Below are 17,316 nucleotides of genomic sequence, written 5' to 3' on the forward strand. Positions count from 1 at the left end.
ACACCAACCGTGGTCATCAAGCCTGACGCCGCGCGCCAAGTTGTAATAGAATGGCTCCCTGTCATCCCCTATTTCAGACCCGAACCGCACCGCGCATGAAGAAGTTTGCCAAGATCCTGCTCGCCTGCCTCTGCCTGTTGCTGGCCTCCGTCGTCGCACTGCTTGGCTACAGCGAGTGGACCGTCTCGGACGCCCGTCACTACACCTATGACGACGTCAATGCGGTGCCCTACAACAGGGTCGCCGTGGTACTCGGTACCTCCAAATACCTGATCGGCGGCAGCCCGAATCACTACTTCAAATACCGGATCAAGGCCGCCGCCGAGCTCTACAACAACGGCAAGGTGGACTACATCCTGGTCTCCGGCGACAACGCCACCGTGCAATACAACGAGCCGCGCCAGATGCGGCGCGCCCTGATCCAGGCCGGCATCCCGGCCAGCGCCATCTACAGCGACTACGCGGGTTTTCGCACCCTCGACTCCATAGTGCGGGCCAAGGAAGTGTTCGGTCAGGCCCACTTCACCGTGGTCTCCCAGGCCTTCCACAACGAACGCGCCATCTTCATCGCCCGCCACTTCGGCATCGAGGCCGTCGGCTTCAACGCCCTGGATCCCAGCGCCTATCAGGGCATCAAGACCCGGGTACGCGAGGTGTTCGCCCGCCTGATGGGGCTGCTCGATCTCTACGTGCTGGACAAGGGACCCAAGTTCCTCGGCGAGCCCATCGTCATCGGCGGTCCCATCCCCTGCCAGGCCCTGAGCACCCTGGGGGCGAGCCAGCCCTGCCTGCCCATCCCGGCCACGACCGCCGCGGTGACAGCGACCCAAAGCAAGCCGCTTGCCAAGGCCACAGATGCAGCCAGCGCGGCGGTGACAACCAGCGCAACGACTGCGACCAGTACGGCTGTCGCGACCACCGAGACAGGTTCAGCAGCGACGACAACCGATGCAACCCAGGCGACCAGCGCCGCCACGGCCACCAGCTCGGCACCAGCAACCCGTACCGCTCCCTGAGCCGCCACAAACAAGAGACCCGCCATCAGGCGGGTCTCTTGTTTTAACGCCACAGAGCAGCAGCGCTTACGCCAGTGCCAGCCGGTAGTGGCGCGCCACCTCCTGCCAATCCACGACCTTGTAGAAGACGGCGATGTAGTCGGGGCGCTTGTTCTGGTACTTGAGGTAGTAGGCGTGCTCCCACACGTCCAGCCCCAGGATGGGCACATTGCCCTGCATCAGCGGGCTGTCCTGGTTGGCGCTGCTCTCCACCTGCAACTTGCCCTCCTTGTTCACCGTCAGCCAGGCCCAGCCGCTACCGAAACGGCTCAGCGCCGCCTGGGTGAAGGCCTGCTTGAAGGCATCCAGCCCCCCCAGATCCCGTGCGATCGCCTCGGCCAGCTCGCCACCCGGCTCGCCACCGCCCTGCGGACTCATCACCTGCCAGAACAGACTGTGGTTGGCGTGGCCGCCGCCGTGGTTGCGCACCGCCCCCTGCACCTTGGCCGGCAGGCTGTCGAAGCTGAGCAGCAGTTCATCCACCGGCAGTGCCGCAAATTCGGGGGCCCCTTCCAGCGCGACGTTGAGGTTGGTGACATAGGTCTGATGGTGACGGCTGTGGTGGATCTCCATGGTCAGCGCGTCGATGTGGGGTTCCAGCGCGTCGTAGGCGTAGGCGAGGGCAGGCAGGGTATGGCTCATGTTCATCTCTCTTATTTGTGATCAATGCAGTCGGGGGGCGGGCTCGGCCTGGCACAGGCATTGGCCGAGGCAGCGTTGAATACCGTCGTGGGTGCCGTGCTTGCGCACGAAGGCGAGCAGCTCGGTCCGGGTGTTGTGGCTATGGCGCGAGGCGGAGGCGCGCAGCGAGTCGGAGCAGGCGGGGGACTGGCTGGTGGCGAGCAGGCAGTCATGCACGTGGCACAGTATGTCGGCGGCCCTGTCCGGCAGCGTCATGGCCACCAGCAGATCCGCCAGGTTGTGGTGCGCCACCACCAGTGCCGCCACCGCTTCATCCGCATCCTGCCAGAAGGAGAACTGCTGGCGGGCCAGCCAGAGCGCCTGCTGGTAACAGTCGAGGGCCTTGGCATATTCGCCGGCATCGAAGTGACGGTTGCCGCAGAGGGTCTGCTGCTTCCAGTGCACCATGCTGTTGTCCGTCTCGGTGGCACCGACCCACCCTTTCACCCAGCTTGCTGTCATGGCTATAACACCCAAATGATAATAATTATTATTTAACTTATCTGGGTGACGAACACAAGGGATAGTTCAAATCCGGGCCTCTGCCCATATGGGCAGTGTTTTATCGGGATGGCCGGTTTAGTGATCGCCACCACAGATACATTCGAGTGCGGATACCATGCTGATGGGACTGGCATGACGCCGGTGGCTGCCCGTCGGCAGCCTTGGACACAAGGATGATGACAATGAAGAGATGGCTGTTGATGCTGTTGTGCGCCCTGCCCATATTGACTCAGGCGGCAGGCTATACCCAGACCCGTTACCCCATAGTGCTGGTACACGGGCTCTTTGGCTTCGACAAGTTGCTCGGGGTCGATTACTTCTACGGCATCCCCCAGGCCCTGACCCGGGACGGCGCCCGCGTCTACGTGGCCCAGGTCTCCGCCACCCAGAGTTCCGAGCTGCGCGGTGAACAGCTGCTCAAGCAGGTACAGCAGGTGCTCGCCATCACCGGGGCCGAGAAGGTGAACCTCATCGGTCACTCCCATGGCGGCCCCACCATTCGTTACGTGGCCTCGGTCGCTCCCGAGCTGGTCGCCTCCGCCACCAGCGTGGGCGGGGTCAACCAGGGATCCGAGATAGCGGATCTGGTGCGCGCCAACGTCAAGCCCGGCTCTGTGACCGAGCGGCTCGCGGTGGCGGCGGCCTCGGCCCTGTCCGGCGTCATCTCCCTGCTCTCCGGTGGCGGCAGCCTGCCGCAGGATCCCCTCGCCTCTCTCGATGCCCTCACCAGCGCCGGCGCCCAGCGCTTCAACCAGCACTACCCGGAAGGGTTGCCAAGCCGCTACTGCGGCGAGGGGCCGCTGCAGGCCGCCAACGGCGTCTATTACTTCTCCTGGAGCGGGCGCGGCAACATGACCAACATCCTGGATCCGGTGGATCCGGCGCTGGCCCTCACCGGCACTTTCTTCAGCGAACCCAACGACGGCCTGGTGGGGGTGTGCAGCAGCCACCTCGGCAAGGTGATCGGCACCGGCTACCGGATGAACCACCTGGACGAGGTGAACCAGTCCTTCGGCATCCACCATCTGTTTGACACCGATCCCCTGACCCTCTACCGCCAGCACGCCAACCGCTTGCAGGGGCTGGGGCTATGAGCAGGGGCGTGCTGATACTGGCGCTGCTGTGCCCGGCCCTGCTGCTGGGGGCTTTCGCGCTCTGGCCCACATCCGAGTCCTCCCTGGAGGCCGCCCCCGAGCATGGCGCGCTGCGCCACCAGCTGGCCCAGCGCCTGGAGCAGGGAGAGACAGGGGAAGGCGACGAGCTGATGGCCCGCTACCAGAGCTTTCTCAAGGCCGAGGGCGGCCTGAGGGTGCCGACGGATCCCGGCCTCGCCAGCCTGCAGCAGCTGTTCGATGAGCGCGAGCAGTTGCGCCAGCGGCGCTTCACCCCGGCCGAGCAGGAGCAGCTGTTTGCCGAGGACAGGCTGATGGAGCAATGGACCCTGCGCCGCAAGGCGCTGGCCGAGGCGAGCGAGGCCGACAAACAGGGGCTGGCCACAGAGCTCGAGCTCTGGCTGGCGGAGCAACCTCAATGGTTCAGGGAGGCCGAGACCAACAGCCAGCTGCTGGGGGAGTTGCAAACTCTGGATCGGCTGACACCGGCCGAGCGGGATGCCGTGCTGCAGGAGAAAGTGGGACAGGAGGCGGTGGATCGCCTGCATCAGCTGGATCAGAGCCGGCAGGCGTTCGACCGGCAGCTGGCGGGCTATCTAGGGGAGCTGACCCCGCTTTCCGTCGATGACAGGGCCGTCCAGCAGCAGGAAATTCTGGCGCACTGGTTCCAACCAGAGCAATGGCGAAGGGTCGAGGCCCTGACCCGTCTAAAACTCGGTGACATCCCATAAAAAAGGGGCCAAGTCGGCCCCTTTTTTTCATCTCGTGCCGGCTCATTGCGGCTTGTTGGCGCCCGGCAGCGGCTGCCAGGTGAGCCGGGTCACCTGGGTGCCCTGCACCTCGCACTTGAGGCAGAGATCCTGCCAGCCCTGGTCCTGGCGCAGGGAAACTTCCCCCTCCAGCCCCTGCTCGCTCACCTTGATCTTCGGTGGCTCGACCTGCACCTTGTCGCCCTTGGCCAGGGTCATCAGCTTGCCGCTGCACAGCCACTGGGTCAGCTCGGCCCCCTTCAACTTGACGCCCTTGGCGGCCTTCTGCTCCGCCTGGCTCGGCACGAACAGCTGGCTCAGCTCGGCGGCCCGCTTGGTGAGCCACTCCTGGCGCTGCTGCATGCTCATCTTGCTGACAAACTCGGCCGGCTGGCCCTTGTCGTCCAGCCACTGAGTCAGGCTGCCCTTGTCGTCGAAGGCGAACTGGGCCGCTGGCTCCTTCACCCCGAACAGCTGGCCACCCTTGAAGTAGTAGCGGCTCTCCCCCTCCAGCTTGCCCTGCTCGTTCATGATGGGCACGGCGATGATGACGGGCTTGCCGTCGATCCAGGCCTTGATGTCCACCCCGTCGTGGCTGAACAGCCGGGTGTCGAGGGCCCCCTCGGCCCCCTTCTCCATCAGGGTGAATTGCTCGGCCAGGGAGGCGGCCAGGGAAGGCAGGGAGCAGAGTCCCAGCGTCAGAGCGATCAGGGTATTGCGCATAGTTGTCCTGTGGTGGGCCCGGAGGCCAGGGTTAACTTTCTATCAACTCTCTATCAGCCACACCTTCAATCCCTCCCTGTGGTGCTCGTCGAGGGGTCGGGACTGGCGAGTCTGATAGTTGAAATGGATCAGGGTCGTCTCGGCGGTGACGGCCAGCTCGCCGCCCTGCCAGGCCTCCTGCCAGAGGGTGAAGGAGCTGGAGCCGATGCGACGCACCCCCGTCTTGATGGTCACCGGCTGGCCATAGAACAGCTCCCGTTTGAACTGCACCCCATAGCCCGCGATGATCAGGCGCCAGTCATGCACATCCAGCTCGGGGGAGAAGAGGCGAAACAGGGGATCCCGGGCCGATTCGAACCAGACCGCCGGCACTGTGTTGTTGATGTGGCCGAGGGCATCTGTCTCTTGAAAACGGGGTTGGATCTGCATTTCCAGCATGGCAATCGACTCCTTGTCGTGGGACCGCGCACAGGCTAGCGCGCCAACCGCTACGACTCAAGCGTCCCGGCGTCCGGGTGAGAGCGAGCTCCGCTTTCCGGCGCTTGGGTCCCCTGCTCGGGTTTTAGCCAGGCGCTGCGAAAATCGAACCAGCCGAGGGCCGTCATCCGCACCCCATGCACCCCGACCCGGCTCTCCAGCTCCAGCCAGTGGTGAAACAGCGGCACAAACCAGTGCTGACGCTGCACCTCGGCCAGCAAGGCGCGCGGTCCCGGCTCGGCGCCGCTGGCGCGCCACTGCGTCAATCCCTGCCACAGGGCCGGCTGACGGCCCCAGACCCGCTGCAACAGAGGGGTGCCCAGCAGCCAGGCGTAGGGGGCGAAGGCCTGCTCGTGCTCGAGGTTGAGGGTGCCTAGCCAGAGATCCACGTCCTCGTCGGCCCCGCTCACCCAGCGGCCGTAATCCAGAGAGCGCACCTCCAGCGCTATGCCCTGTTCGGCCAGCAGGCTGGCCATGGCACCGGCGCATTCATTGAACTCCAGATGCTGGTTGAAGCAGGCGAGCACCAGCCGCTCCGGCAACTGCACGGGGCCCGGCTGCGGGGCCGACAGGGGTTCACGCCAGTGGGGCAGCAGGCCAAGGGCGCTGGTCCAGCCCCGTTGCAGCTCGGGGGCGACCCGCGCCATCAGGGCGATGGGGTTGAGCAGGGTCGCCAGCCACTGGCGCAGGGCCGGATCCTGCAAGGCGGGGGATCTGTCGTCCTGCAGCAGGAAGTAGCAGCCGGACTCGAGCTCGGACTCGCCGCGCATGGTGCCAAGCTCGGGGTTGTCGTGGCCGAGCTGCAGGTGGCTCTCCAGCCGCTCCGCCAGCTCCGGCAGCATCCAGATGTCGATCTCGTCGAGCAGGGCGCGCAGGCCGAAGTAGTCGTCGAACGCACTGAGGCACAGGTGCAGGGGATCGTTGGTGGTCACCCGGTAGGGGCCGGTGCCCACGGGTTGCAGGGCAAAGCCCGGCTCCCCCTTCAGCTCCCTCGGCAACACGGCCGCCACCGGTTCGGCCAGCAGGTGGAGCAGCCAGGGATCCGGGCTGTCGAGATGCAGGTCCAGGGTTCGTGGCCAGGGGCTCTCCAGCCGGACCAGATGGGCGAACAGCGGCCGTTCCCGCAGGGCCAGCAGGCTCTCCATCACGTCCTCCACCGCCAGCTCGCGGCCATGGTGGAAGCGCACCGCTGGCCGCAGATAGAAGCGCCAGTGACAGGGGCCGAGCCGCTCCCAGTGGTGGGCGAGATCCCCCTCGATTTCCCCATTTTCCTCATTTCGTCGGGTCAGGCCGTTGAAGATCTGGCGGCTCAGGTGTACCTCGGAGCGGCGCAGGGGATCGGTGGGCAGCAGTCGGGGCAGCGGGCGGTAGTAGGGCACCCGCAGGATCTGGCGCCCCTCCCGGGTGGCCTGACCGAGCTGCTCGATGAGCAGCGGGGTGAGCAGATCCAGCCGGTCCTCCGCCACCCGCACCGCCTGGGTGAGCAGCCCCTGTTGCAGCAGATCCCGCAGCCGGCGTCGGGTCAGGTTCTCCTGGTTGTCGAGCAGGGTCAGTCGGGAGCGGCGCCCCCGTCCCGCCTCGGCGGACCAGCTGAGCCAGCCCTGATCCTGCATCCGGCGCAGCAGCAGACGGGCGTTGCGCGGGGTGCAGCACAGCAGCTCGGCCACCTCGGCGAGGCTGATCTCCCGCTCGTCGGCACCCAGCTGCTGGGCGAGTCGTTGAAATTGCTGATGGAGGCGACCGGTCGGCATAAAAGAGGAAATCCTTGATAGAGAAGTCGTCAGTTTTTACTTCCTCATTTTAGCTCAATACTGTTGCCGAACATGAGCACAACCTCACAGGAGCACCATCATGAGCCAAGCATCTTCCCCCAAACCGATCCGGATCCAGCAAACCCTGCGTCGTTACTTCCAGCGGATCCTGCCCCGTCCGCTGCCGTCGATCGAGGATCCCATGAGCCAGCTCAACCGCCTGATGCAGTGGGACATGAACCAGATCGACGACAAGGAGTATCGCCGCCGCCTCTGACGGCGGCCGGCGCGACGCACTCCCCAGAGACGCGGGGGCAATTGAGATTGCTTTGCCGGATCTGGCTGTTTACAACGGGCGAGGGCCTGATAGATTGGACGTCTATCCATCTATAACAACGGCAACGAACGACATCCAACAAGGAGAGTGTGATGAAAGATGCGACCCTGGCCCTGCACCACGGCTTTTCCAGCGACCCCACCACCAAGGCGGTGGCCGTGCCCATCTATCAGACGGTGGCCTACGAGTTCGACAGCGCCCAGCACGGGGCGGATCTGTTCAACCTGGCGGTGCCCGGCAACATCTACACCCGCATCATGAACCCCACCAACGACGTGCTGGAGCAACGGCTCGCCGTGCTGGAAGGGGGCATCGCCGGACTGGTGGTGTCGGCGGGCTCCGCCGCCATCACCTATGCCATCCAGGCGTTGACCGCCGCCGGTGACAACATCGTCTCCACCCCCCAGCTCTATGGCGGCACCTACACCCTGTTCGCCCACATGCTGCCGAGCTTCGGGGTCGAGGTGCGCTTCGCCAAGGATGACAGCGCCGAGGCCATCGCCGCCCTCATCGACGACAAGACCAAGGCGGTCTACTGCGAGAGCATCGGCAATCCGGCGGGCAACATCGTCGATCTGGCCGCCTTCGCTAAAGTGGCTCACGCCCGGGGCGTGCCTCTCATCGTCGACAACACGGTCGCCACCCCTGTGCTGTGCAAACCCATAGAGCACGGCGCCGACATCGTCGTGCACAGCCTCACCAAGTACGTGGGGGGCCACGGCAACTCCCTCGGCGGCGTCATCGTCGACTCGGGCAAGTTCCCCTGGGCGGATCACCCCGCGCGCTTCCCCCAGCTCACCAGCCCGGAGCCTTCCTACCACGGGGTGGTCTACACCGAGGCCTTCGGCCCTGCGGCCTTTATCGGCCGGGTGCGTACTGTGCCCCTGCGCAATACAGGGGCGGCGTTGGCCCCCATGAACGCCTTCCTGCTGCTGCAGGGGCTGGAGACCCTGAGCCTGCGCATGGAGCGCCACGTGGACAACGCCCTGCGGGTCGCCCATCACCTCAAACAGCACCCCAAGGTGGAATGGGTCAGCTATGCCGGCCTGCCCGGCCATCCCCACTATCCGCTGGCGGAGCAGTACATGGGCGGCCGCCCCTCCGCCATCCTCTCGTTCGGGCTCAAGGAGGGCTATGAGGCCGGGGTGCGCTTCTACGACGCCCTGAAGATCTTCAAGCGGCTGGTCAACATAGGCGACGCCAAGTCACTGGCCTGCCACCCCGCCTCCACCACCCATCGCCAGCTGAGCGAGGAGGAGCAGGCCAAGGCCGGGGTGAAACCCGAGATGATCCGGTTGTCGGTGGGGATCGAAGCCATCGAGGACATTCTGGCGGATCTGGATCAGGCGCTGGAGGCCTGAGTCAGCAAATAGAAGAGCGGGCATCTGCCTGCTCTCTTTTTTTCCGGGCCGATGAACCCCTGGCCGCGCCGGCGCGTATCATCGCCTCCCGCCATCGAATCGAGGTTCCCATGATAATCCTGCACCACCTGAACAAGTCCCGCTCCCAACGCATCATCTGGCTGCTCGAAGAGCTGGGGCTGCCCTACCGGATCCAGGCCTACCAGCGCGACGCCGCGACTTTTCTGGCGCCCCCCGAGCTCAAGGCCATCCACCCCCTCGGCAAGTCCCCCGTCATCGAATACGACGGGCGCGTGCTGGCGGAGTCTGGTGCCATCACCGAGTACCTGATCGCCCGCCATGCCCCGGATCGGCTAGCCCCGGCCCAGGACGATCCCGACTACGCCGACTACCTGCAGTGGCTGCACTTCGCCGAGAGCTCCGGCATCTTGCCGCTGCTGCTGGACATGTTCGTGCGCAAGGACGGCAGCCCCATGCGCTTCCTGCCGGACTATGCCAAGGCGGAGTGTGCCAAGGTGCTCGGCTATCTAAATACGGTCCTGAGCACTCGCCACTATCTGGTGGGAGAGCGCCTCTCCGGCGCCGACATCATGAACTCCTTCCTGGTGGATCTGCTGGCCCAGAGCGGCCAGCTGGCCCAGTTCCCGCACCTGCAGGCCTACTGGCAACGGCTCAACACGCATCCGGCCCGCCAGAAGGCGGCCGCACTGGAGCGCGAGCTGGATCAGAGCGCCTGATCGAACCCTGGAATACAAAACGCCCCGAATTCGGGGCGTTTTCTTTGGTGTTCAGGTCAGATCCTGAAAATCACAGCGCGTGGGAGAGGATCCGCGCCACCTTGTCCGGATCGATATCCTGCTGCTCCCCGAGCGCGGTCAGACCGAAGCGCTTGAGGTTGGAACAGATCGCCGGGATGCTGCTCTCCGTCAGGCCATAGTCGACGAGACGGGTGCCTACCCCCATCTGCTGGAAGAACTGCTCGGTGCGGATGATCGCCTCCTCGATGCGCAACGCCCTGTCTTCCCGGTTGGAATGCCAGACCCGCTCGGCAAACTGGGCCAGCTTCTCCTGCTTCTGGGCCGCCTGCTCCCGCAGCAAGGAGGGCAGCACCACCGCCAGGCTCTGGGCATGATCCAGCCCATAGAGGGCGGTCAGCTGATGGCCGATGGCGTGGGTGGACCAGTCCTGGGGCACGCCGCGCCCGATGAGGCCGTTGAGTGCCAGGCTGGCGGCCCACATCAGGTTGGCACGCACCTGATAGTTGGTGGGATCCTTCAGCGCCCTGGGGCCGTTGTCCACCAGTACCTGCAGCAAGCCCTCCGCCAGCCGATCCTGCACCTCGCCGCCGACCGGGAAGGTGAGGTACTGCTCGGTGATGTGGACGAAGGCATCCACCACCCCGTTGCCAATCTGACGCGTCGGCAGGCTGTAGGTGGTGGTGGGATCCAGCACCGCAAACTGCGGCAGCACCTGGGGGCTCATGAAGGAGAGCTTGGCATCCCCCCGGCTCACCACGGCGGCGGGATTGCTCTCCGAACCGGTGGCAGGCAGGGTCAGCACACAGCCGAGCGGCAGGGCCGCCTTGACCGGCGCCTTGTGCAAGAGCATGTCCCAGGGGTCCTCCCCCTCGAAGCAGGCCGCCGCGGCCACGAACTTGGTGCCATCCACCACTGAGCCGCCGCCGACCGCCAGCAGAAAGTCGATGCGCTCGCGTTTCACCAGCTCGACCGCCTCCATCAGCTGGCTGTACTGGGGGTTGGCGCCGATGCCGGAGAACTCCTGCCAATCCAGGCCAGTCAAGGCATCACATAACTGCTGATAGACCCCGTTTGTCTTGATGCTGCCACCGCCATAGAGCACCAGCAGGCGACTGCCGCTCGGGACAAGCTCCGGCAGGCTGGCTATCTGGCCTTCGCCGAAACAGATACGGGTGGGGTTGGCATATTGGAAGTTGTACACGGCAGAGCCCTCGGTTGAATGCATGCAGAGGGATTGTGCGCCCAGCCGCGGGCGAGGTCAAAAAACGGGAGCGGGCTACCAAAATGGGGAGGGTCGCTCATCTGGCATGAGGCAGTCGGGGATGACTTTGCTATGGTGTCACAGGGAAGGGGGGACCAAGCCCCTCCCCATCATCATGGCGCTACCACCGTTTCGTCATCAGGGCGCCTCTTGACGAGGTTCCATCTCCCAGTCACAGGATCTCAATTATGAAACTGAAACACGCTTGGATTGCCGGCTTGCTCAGCCTCTCCTCCACTGCCATGGTGCAGGCCGCCGAGGTGGCCACCAACGTGGCGATCACCCCCGGCCAGGCCAGCCTGGCGGAAGAGGTCACCGCCAAGGCGACCATCACCGCCATCGACACCGCGACCCGCAAGGTCAGCCTGAAGAATACCGAGGGCCAGAGCTTCGATCTGGTGGCCGGCGATGAGGTGACCAATCTCCAGAGCCTCAAGGTGGGGGATCAAGTCGCGCTGCGCTACCTGCAGTTGCTGGACCTGGAGCTGCTCAAGGGCACCGCCGGGATCAGGAAACGGGTGGTGGAGGTCGAGGGGACCAAGGCCGCCGCGGGCGATCAGCCCGGTGCCGGGGCCGGTATGCAGGTGACCATCTATGCAGACGTCATCGACGTCGACAAGGCGCAGCAGAGCATCAGGGTCAAGGGCGTGGACAAGACCCTCACCCTCAAGGTGCAAGATCCGGCCCAGTTCGCCCTGATCGCCAAGGGGGATCAGATCAAGGCCGTCCAGACCACGGCCATCGGCATAGGGATAGTGCCGGAGACCAAATAACGGCCTCTCTCCTCTTCACCCTCTGCACCAAAGGGAGTGGCCTCGGCCCTCCCTTGTTCATCTCCGTTCGCCCTCAGAACCTGTTCACGATCTTGCTGCGAGGCCGTGATCAAGGCTCATGTGCTGCTCGGAATCCTCATTGATGGGCTTGCTGGCGATCTCTCGTGACAGATCGTGAACAGGTTCTCAGGCAAGCCCTTGCCTGCCGGCACCAAAGCTTGCCGTTTGAGTCACCAAAATCAGGCACTCTGCTGTGCTGACGACTTGCCGGTGAGCTTGTCCATGGCCGCCTTGAGCAGGGCGTCGCGCTGCTCGGTCAGTTCCTTGGTCTGCTGCTCCCGCTGCTCGGTCGAGAGCCCCGGGTTGTCGGCGACTCCCTTGATCTGACTCTCGAGATCGTCAAATTTCTTGCGATCGAAGCCGAGCGCCTTGTCCACCAGCTGCTGCACCAGCGGATTATTGGCACTGCCGGTCAGGGACGCGCTCTTGCCGCTCTTGGCCAGATGCTCGTAGGTCAGCACCTGTTGCGCCTTGCCGGTCAACACCTGGCTGGAGAGGCTGACCTGCTGATCCCAGCCGCCGCTCTGCTGGCTGTCGTCGCCGCCGAGGGTGGCCAGGGCGCGGCTATGGGATGCACTCTGGGCGAGTTGCTGGGTGTAGGGTTTGATATCCATGGGGACTCCAAGCTGCCGGCCGAACCGGTATCCGGGGACGCACTCCCCGCCATGGCAAGGCCTCAGCAAGTAGCAGGCCAACTTGTCAGGGCCGAACAAGGACGTATTGGCTCTCATTATTCTGCCGTCATAGCCAACAACCACAGATGCCACCAGCTATCCATTCTTTTACCGAACTAAAAACAGGAATGAACGGTAGATCACAAAATAAACAACCACAGAGGCATACCATGCCAGCGCACAATCTGGTCAGGAAGCAGTATTGTGGGTGATATGTTTGAAATATCAATAACATGCAGACCAATTCACCGGCATAGATTCATTGCCGTATCCGGCCTGTGGCAATCCGCCTCTCATCCCCTCCCCTGACTCACACTCACTTCGAAACGTCAGGCACGATAATGAAAAAACATACCTTGAGTCTCCTCTCCGCCACCCTGCTCAGCCTGCTTGGCACCAGTGCCGATGCCTGCACCGGCCTCATCGTCGGCAAGGGCGCCAGCGCGGATGGCAGCATCATGATCGCCAGAAACGAAGACTTCGGCATCAACAACTGGAACAAGTACCTCGCCTTCCACCCGGCCCGGCAGAACGAGGGCAAGAGTTGGAAACTGGGCAATGGCCTGGAGGTGCCCATGCCCAAGGCCTTCCTCGCCTACTCCGCCATCCGTGACTGGGATGCCACCACCAGCGATCCGGCCGGCAAGTATTACGAGGAGCGCGGCATCAACGAATACAACGTCGCCCTCTCCGCCACCACCAGTGCCGAGGTCAACGAGCGGGCCCAGAAGGCCGATCCGCTGATCGAAAAAGGGGTCATAGAGGCCATCATCCCGACCCTGATCCTGCCCCAGGCCAAGAGCGCGAAAGAGGGGGTCGAGCTGCTCGGCCACTATGTGGAGACCCATGGCGCCGGGGAGGGCAACAGCCTCTACCTGGCGGATGTGAACGAGGCCTGGCTGATGGAGATAGGCTCTGGCCACCACTGGATAGCGGTGCGGGTGCCGGACGACAGCTACGCCATGGTCGCCAACGGCCTGCGTATCCACGGGGTGAACCTGGACGACACCGCTGTGCTGCACTCCCCCAAGCTGCTGGAGTTCGTGCGCGAGCACAAGTTGCTGGATAACGCCGATCCCAGGGACTTCAACTTCGCCAAGGCGTTCGGGATCATCGCCGATCCTTACAACGTGGACCGGGAGTGGCTCGGCCAGCAACTGCTCAGCGCCTCCCACAAGCAGCCCACCCGCCAGGCGCAGTATCCGCTGTTCATGAAGCCGGACGCCCCCATCGCCGTGCCGGACGTGACCAAGTTGCTGAGCGCCACCTATGAGGGCACGGCGCTGGCAGACAAGGCGGAGCGACCGATCCGCATCGACAGGCAGCTCGAGTCCCACATCATCCAGCTGCGCAAGGAGATGCCCAAGGAGCTGCAGGGCCTCATCTGGCAGAGTTACGGCGTGCTGGCCGAGTCGGTGATGGTGCCGCTCTACCCCAGCCTGGAAACCTACCCCCTGCCCTATCGCAGCGGCAGCGACACCTATTCCGACGACTCCGCCTACTGGCAGTTCCGCAGTCTGACCGCGCTCGCCAATACCAACCCGGGCAAGTACCTGCCGCTGCTGCGCGGGGTCTGGGGCAAGCAGAGCGAGAAGTTCTACAAGGAGGTGGCGGTGCTGGACAAGACCCTCAAGCAGACCTATGCCAGCGACAAGGCCACGGCGCTGCAACTGGCGGCCGACTACTCCTACGGCCAGCTGGAGCAGAACTATCAGCTGGCGAAAGAGCTGCGCTACAAGCTGATGACGGATCTCACCAAGAGCACCGAGAAGAAATACTCGGAAGAGGAGTTCAAGAAGATCATGAGCCTGTAGGGCTCACCAAAACCAAGAGGCACCCCGGGGTGCCTCTTCTCGTTTCGGCAGGGCGCCGAACTCAGCGACGGCTGATGTTGAGCGGGCCGAAGGTCTGGGCCACCGGCATGATCTCGATGCTGTTGATGTTGACATGGGCGGGCTGCTGGCTGACCCAGAGCACGGTATTGGCGATGTCTTCCGGCTGGATCGCCTGCACCCCCTGATAGACGGTGGCCGCCTTGGCGTCGTCCCCGTGGAAGCGCACGTTGGAGAACTCGGTGCCGCCGCACAGGCCCGGCTCAACGTTGGTGACGCGCACCGCGCTGCCCGCCAGATCGGCCCGCAGATTCAGGCTGAACTGCTTCACGAACGCCTTGGTGGCGCCGTAGACGTTGCCGCCCGGGTAGGGATAGGTGCCGGCGATGGAGCCGATGTTGATCACGTGGCCGCGATTACGTGCCACCATGCCCGGCAACAGCAGGCGGGTGAGCAGGGTCAGGCCGCTGACGTTGGTGGCGATCATCTGCTCCCAGTCCTCCAGATCCGCCTTGTGGGCGGGTTCGAGCCCGAGCGCCAGGCCGGCGTTGTTGACCAGCAGATCCACCTCTTGCCAGGCAGCGGGCAGGCCAGCGATGGCAGCCCTGGTGGCGGCCTTGTCCTGCACGTCGAACACCAGCGGCAGGAAGCCGGCGCCCAGCTCCTCGGCCAGGGCCGCCAACCGCTCGGCGCGCCGACCCGTGCCTATCACCCTGTAGCCTGCGCCCACCAGCAGGCGGCTGATGGCCTCACCGAAGCCGGACGAGGCGCCCGTTACCATTGCTATCATCTGAACCTCCATTATCTAATTCGCCATTGTTATCTATCTTGTTGAAATTGAATGCATTCACTCATGATACCCCGGCATCATCCTGCGCCGGATGAAGATCAGCAGGTGCAGCGCAAACAGGCCTGAGCCTGCGAGGGCGAACAGCAGGCCGGTGAGGGCATTGACCGAGGCATCCGCGCCCGCCCACCACCAGAGCAGCCAGCCGAGCCCCCCGATGAGCAGGGTCTGGGCGGCGCAGACGGGGCAGCGACCGAGCCTGGCCTTGATGGCGCTGGCGAGGCAGTCGTCGCAGCTCATGGCGCGCCTGCTGCGCCGTCGGCCAGCGGCAACACCAGCCGGTGCGCATGCTGCCCCGGCCCGTAGTAGTCGGGCAACCTGAGCCGGACACAAAACCCCAGCCCCTGATAGAGCGCGAGGGCCTCGGTGTTGGCGTCGGCCACCTCGAGCCGGATGGCGCCCCAGCCGGCCGCCCTGCCCTCCGAAATGACCTGCTCCAGCAGGCGGCGGGCCCAGCCCTGCCGGCGCACCGTCCAGCGGATGGCGAGGGTCTGGATCACCAGTCGATCCCAGCCCCTGTGCTCCAGTACGCACAGATAGCCCAGCAGCTGTTCCTTGTCGTCTTGCAGCAACAGGGTGCGACCCTTTGCCTGATTCAGCAGATAGTGCCAGCGGCTGCGGCCGAAGGCGACCTCGGGGGGAAAACAGTAGCGTTCCAGCCTGACGATGGCGCCCACATCATCGGCTCGGGCCGTGCGCACGGTCAACACAGGGTCTCCTCGTTCGGTTATTTATCCTCAGCACCAGAAATGCGACTTGTATCACAGGTTACCAAGGCAGAATATTAGGCACTGTAACCTCTTGTTTCCCCTCGCGCCATTGTCGTGCTTGTCGGTGCATCGAAGCCCACTGGGGATACTGCCGTTCTGGCAGTTCGATCCGTGGAGCCGAAAATAATGAGTACCTATGTCATCGTCGAAGAGCCGGGCGACTGGCCCTGCCATGCCGATTATCTGCTGACCGCCCGCACCTATCTACAGCACGGCCTGCCCACCACGGGGGGCCGCCCCCGCATCATCAACCTCTGCCGCTCGCTGGAGCACCTGAGCGCCGGTTATTACTGCTCCCTGCTGGCCCAGGCCCGCAGCCACCACTGCCTGCCGGGATTGCAGGCCATCAGCGTGCTGCAACCCCAGCAGCCCCCCGCCAAGCTGTGGCGCAAGCTGCAGGGCTGGCTGACCCGCCAGAGCGAGGACAGGATCCGGGTGCGCGCCATCTTCGGCCAGTGCGAGCAGAACGAGCTGGCGGGGCTAGCCCGCTACTACTACGGCCTGAGCCAGCTGCCGCTGCAGGAGCTGACTCTGAAACGGGGCCGTCACGGCTGGTCGGTGCGCCGGCAGCAGAGCCTCTCCCCGCAGGATCTGAGCCCGCGCGAGCGGGAGCTGATGCTGCAACACGCCCAGGCGCTGGTCGGCGCGGGGGACGAGGAGCAGGCCGCCCCGCTCTATCAGCTCGCCATCCTGGTGGATCCCGATGACGGCCGCGCCAGCAGCGATGCCCTGGCGCTGGCGCGCTTCATCGAGGCCGCCGCCGCCCAGGGGATCCAGGCCGAGATCCTGGCGCCCTCCGCCATCGAGCGGTTACCGGAGTTCGACAGCCTCTGGTTGCGGGCCGAGACCGCGGTCGGCCACTACACCTTCGAGTTCGCCCGCCGTGCCGAGCAGCTCAAGATGCCGGTGATCGACAGCTCCCGCGCCATCCTCGCCTGCAGCAACAAGCTCTATCTGTATGAGCTGATGGTGCGCAGCGGGGTGCCCATGCCACCGACCATGGTGGTGACCCGCCGTGGCCGCCACCAGGTGGGAGAGCTGGTGCAACGGCTCGGCCTGCCGCTGATGGTGAAGGTGCCCGACGGCGCCCAGGGCCGGGATCTGGCCATGGCCGGCGACGAGCAGCAGCTCGCCCGCCTGCTGGACGAAGGACTGGGCCGCTCCGCCCTGCTGCTGGTCCAGAGCCGGATCCCCGCCGAATTTGACTGGCGCATCGGCTTTCTCGACGGCTCGCCGCTGTTCGCCTGCCGCCGCTTCCGCCCGGAGCCCGGCAACCGCATCCGCCGCCGCAAGCATCCCCTCGACATGAGCCGCATCGAGGCGCTACCCCTGAACGAGGTGCCGGAGCGGGTGCTGCAGACCGCCCGCCGCGCCGTCCATCAGCTCGGCAACGGCCTGTTCGGGGTAGACTTGCGCCAGCAGGGACAGGGCTGCGTGCTGCTGGAAATCATCGACAATCCCTGGATACGTGGCGATATTGAAGACAGGGAGGCAAAGGACCTCTACGAGCGCCTGGCCAGGGCCTTCCGGCAACGGCTGGAGAACCGGGGGCAGAGCGCGGCAGGATAACAAACAGCAAGAGCAGAGGTGG

Annotated in this window: 19 protein-coding genes; 9 read left to right on the plus strand and 10 right to left on the minus strand. The window is 64.7% G+C overall.

Annotation, left to right across the window (positions count from 1 at the left end):
- Positions 1-50: 50 nt before the first annotated feature.
- On the plus strand, positions 51-1,016 hold the full coding sequence (locus ACZ9IL_RS15680; RefSeq protein ID WP_476004321.1) for a SanA/YdcF family protein: 966 nt from the start codon (positions 51-53) through the stop codon (positions 1,014-1,016).
- A 66-nt stretch (positions 1,017-1,082) separates the two neighbouring features.
- On the opposite strand, the gene ACZ9IL_RS15685 is transcribed toward ACZ9IL_RS15680, so the two are convergent.
- Together ACZ9IL_RS15685 and ACZ9IL_RS15690 are read right to left on the minus strand one after the other, a co-directional pair.
- Positions 1,083-1,697, minus strand: a complete 615-nt coding sequence (locus tag ACZ9IL_RS15685) for a superoxide dismutase (protein WP_476004322.1) — start codon at positions 1,695-1,697, stop codon at positions 1,083-1,085.
- 21 nt (positions 1,698-1,718) lie between these two features.
- The gene (locus ACZ9IL_RS15690) at positions 1,719-2,144 is read right to left on the minus strand and encodes a tetratricopeptide repeat protein (RefSeq protein ID WP_476005366.1); all 426 of its coding nucleotides are present in this window, start codon (positions 2,142-2,144) and stop codon (positions 1,719-1,721) included.
- Positions 2,145-2,422: 278 nt separating this feature from the next.
- Between ACZ9IL_RS15690 and ACZ9IL_RS15695 the strand changes: the two genes are divergently transcribed.
- Both ACZ9IL_RS15695 and ACZ9IL_RS15700 read left to right on the plus strand, forming a co-directional pair.
- On the plus strand, positions 2,423-3,334 hold the full coding sequence (locus ACZ9IL_RS15695; protein ID WP_476004323.1) for a lipase family alpha/beta hydrolase: 912 nt from the start codon (positions 2,423-2,425) through the stop codon (positions 3,332-3,334).
- Positions 3,331-4,083, plus strand: a complete 753-nt coding sequence (locus ACZ9IL_RS15700; RefSeq protein ID WP_476004324.1) for a lipase secretion chaperone — start codon at positions 3,331-3,333, stop codon at positions 4,081-4,083. Before ACZ9IL_RS15695 ends, ACZ9IL_RS15700 begins: the two co-directional genes overlap by 4 nt.
- Positions 4,084-4,125: 42 nt before the next feature.
- Here ACZ9IL_RS15700 and ACZ9IL_RS15705 read toward each other — a convergent pair whose 3' ends face one another.
- The 3 genes from ACZ9IL_RS15705 to sgrR are packed head-to-tail and all read right to left on the minus strand — an operon-like array spanning position 4,126 to position 7,052.
- Entirely contained in the window at positions 4,126-4,824 is a 699-nt protein-coding gene (locus ACZ9IL_RS15705) for a hypothetical protein (protein WP_042642979.1), read from the minus strand.
- Positions 4,825-4,866: 42 nt separating this feature from the next.
- A complete protein-coding gene (locus ACZ9IL_RS15710) occupies positions 4,867-5,262 on the minus strand; it encodes an acyl-CoA thioesterase (RefSeq protein WP_042642977.1) in 396 nt (131 codons plus the stop codon).
- Positions 5,263-5,312: 50 nt separating this feature from the next.
- Positions 5,313-7,052 carry an HTH-type transcriptional regulator SgrR gene (gene sgrR / locus ACZ9IL_RS15715; protein WP_476004325.1) on the minus strand — a complete coding sequence of 580 codons (1,740 nt, stop codon included), beginning with the start codon at positions 7,050-7,052 and terminating at the stop codon, positions 5,313-5,315.
- Between the two features lie 100 nt (positions 7,053-7,152).
- Here sgrR and ACZ9IL_RS15720 point away from each other — a divergent pair, with 100 nt between their 5' ends.
- The 3 genes from ACZ9IL_RS15720 to ACZ9IL_RS15730 all read left to right on the plus strand — a co-directional run bounded on the left by ACZ9IL_RS15720 (position 7,153) and on the right by ACZ9IL_RS15730 (position 9,487).
- The gene (locus tag ACZ9IL_RS15720; RefSeq protein ID WP_476004326.1) at positions 7,153-7,329 is read left to right on the plus strand and encodes a hypothetical protein; all 177 of its coding nucleotides are present in this window, start codon (positions 7,153-7,155) and stop codon (positions 7,327-7,329) included.
- Positions 7,330-7,481: 152 nt separating this feature from the next.
- Positions 7,482-8,750, plus strand: coding sequence for an O-acetylhomoserine aminocarboxypropyltransferase/cysteine synthase family protein (locus ACZ9IL_RS15725; RefSeq protein ID WP_476004327.1), 1,269 nt, complete (start codon positions 7,482-7,484; stop codon positions 8,748-8,750).
- Between the two features lie 110 nt (positions 8,751-8,860).
- The gene (locus ACZ9IL_RS15730) at positions 8,861-9,487 is read left to right on the plus strand and encodes a glutathione S-transferase family protein (protein ID WP_476004328.1); all 627 of its coding nucleotides are present in this window, start codon (positions 8,861-8,863) and stop codon (positions 9,485-9,487) included.
- A 70-nt stretch (positions 9,488-9,557) separates the two neighbouring features.
- On the opposite strand, the gene ACZ9IL_RS15735 is transcribed toward ACZ9IL_RS15730, so the two are convergent.
- Positions 9,558-10,733: an iron-containing alcohol dehydrogenase gene (locus tag ACZ9IL_RS15735; RefSeq protein WP_476004329.1), complete on the minus strand. Its 1,176-nt coding sequence runs from the start codon at positions 10,731-10,733 to the stop codon at positions 9,558-9,560.
- A 224-nt stretch (positions 10,734-10,957) separates the two neighbouring features.
- Here ACZ9IL_RS15735 and ACZ9IL_RS15740 point away from each other — a divergent pair, with 224 nt between their 5' ends.
- Positions 10,958-11,542 (plus strand): hypothetical protein, encoded by a 585-nt coding sequence (locus tag ACZ9IL_RS15740; RefSeq protein WP_476004330.1) that lies wholly within the window; start codon positions 10,958-10,960, stop codon positions 11,540-11,542.
- Between the two features lie 239 nt (positions 11,543-11,781).
- On the opposite strand, the gene ACZ9IL_RS15745 is transcribed toward ACZ9IL_RS15740, so the two are convergent.
- Positions 11,782-12,216: a hypothetical protein gene (locus tag ACZ9IL_RS15745; protein WP_476004331.1), complete on the minus strand. Its 435-nt coding sequence runs from the start codon at positions 12,214-12,216 to the stop codon at positions 11,782-11,784.
- A gap of 401 nt (positions 12,217-12,617) precedes the next feature.
- Here ACZ9IL_RS15745 and ACZ9IL_RS15750 point away from each other — a divergent pair, with 401 nt between their 5' ends.
- Entirely contained in the window at positions 12,618-14,090 is a 1,473-nt protein-coding gene (locus tag ACZ9IL_RS15750) for a C69 family dipeptidase (protein ID WP_476004332.1), read from the plus strand.
- A gap of 61 nt (positions 14,091-14,151) precedes the next feature.
- Here the strand turns inward: ACZ9IL_RS15750 and ACZ9IL_RS15755 are convergent, their stop codons facing one another.
- From ACZ9IL_RS15755 to ACZ9IL_RS15765, 3 genes are read right to left on the minus strand one after another with little or no spacing between them, the layout of a single operon-like run.
- Complete coding sequence (locus tag ACZ9IL_RS15755; protein WP_476004333.1) at positions 14,152-14,898, minus strand: SDR family oxidoreductase; 747 nt, start codon at positions 14,896-14,898, stop codon at positions 14,152-14,154.
- 57 nt (positions 14,899-14,955) lie between these two features.
- Entirely contained in the window at positions 14,956-15,195 is a 240-nt protein-coding gene (locus tag ACZ9IL_RS15760) for a DUF3624 family protein (protein ID WP_476004334.1), read from the minus strand.
- Complete coding sequence (locus ACZ9IL_RS15765; protein ID WP_476004335.1) at positions 15,192-15,665, minus strand: GNAT family N-acetyltransferase; 474 nt, start codon at positions 15,663-15,665, stop codon at positions 15,192-15,194. Before ACZ9IL_RS15765 ends, ACZ9IL_RS15760 begins: the two co-directional genes overlap by 4 nt.
- A 186-nt stretch (positions 15,666-15,851) precedes the next feature.
- Here ACZ9IL_RS15765 and ACZ9IL_RS15770 point away from each other — a divergent pair, with 186 nt between their 5' ends.
- Complete coding sequence (locus ACZ9IL_RS15770) at positions 15,852-17,294, plus strand: RimK family protein (RefSeq protein WP_476004336.1); 1,443 nt, start codon at positions 15,852-15,854, stop codon at positions 17,292-17,294.
- The last annotated feature ends 22 nt before the right edge of the window (positions 17,295-17,316 follow it).

Source organism: Aeromonas sp. TECH754 (assembly GCF_056279295.1).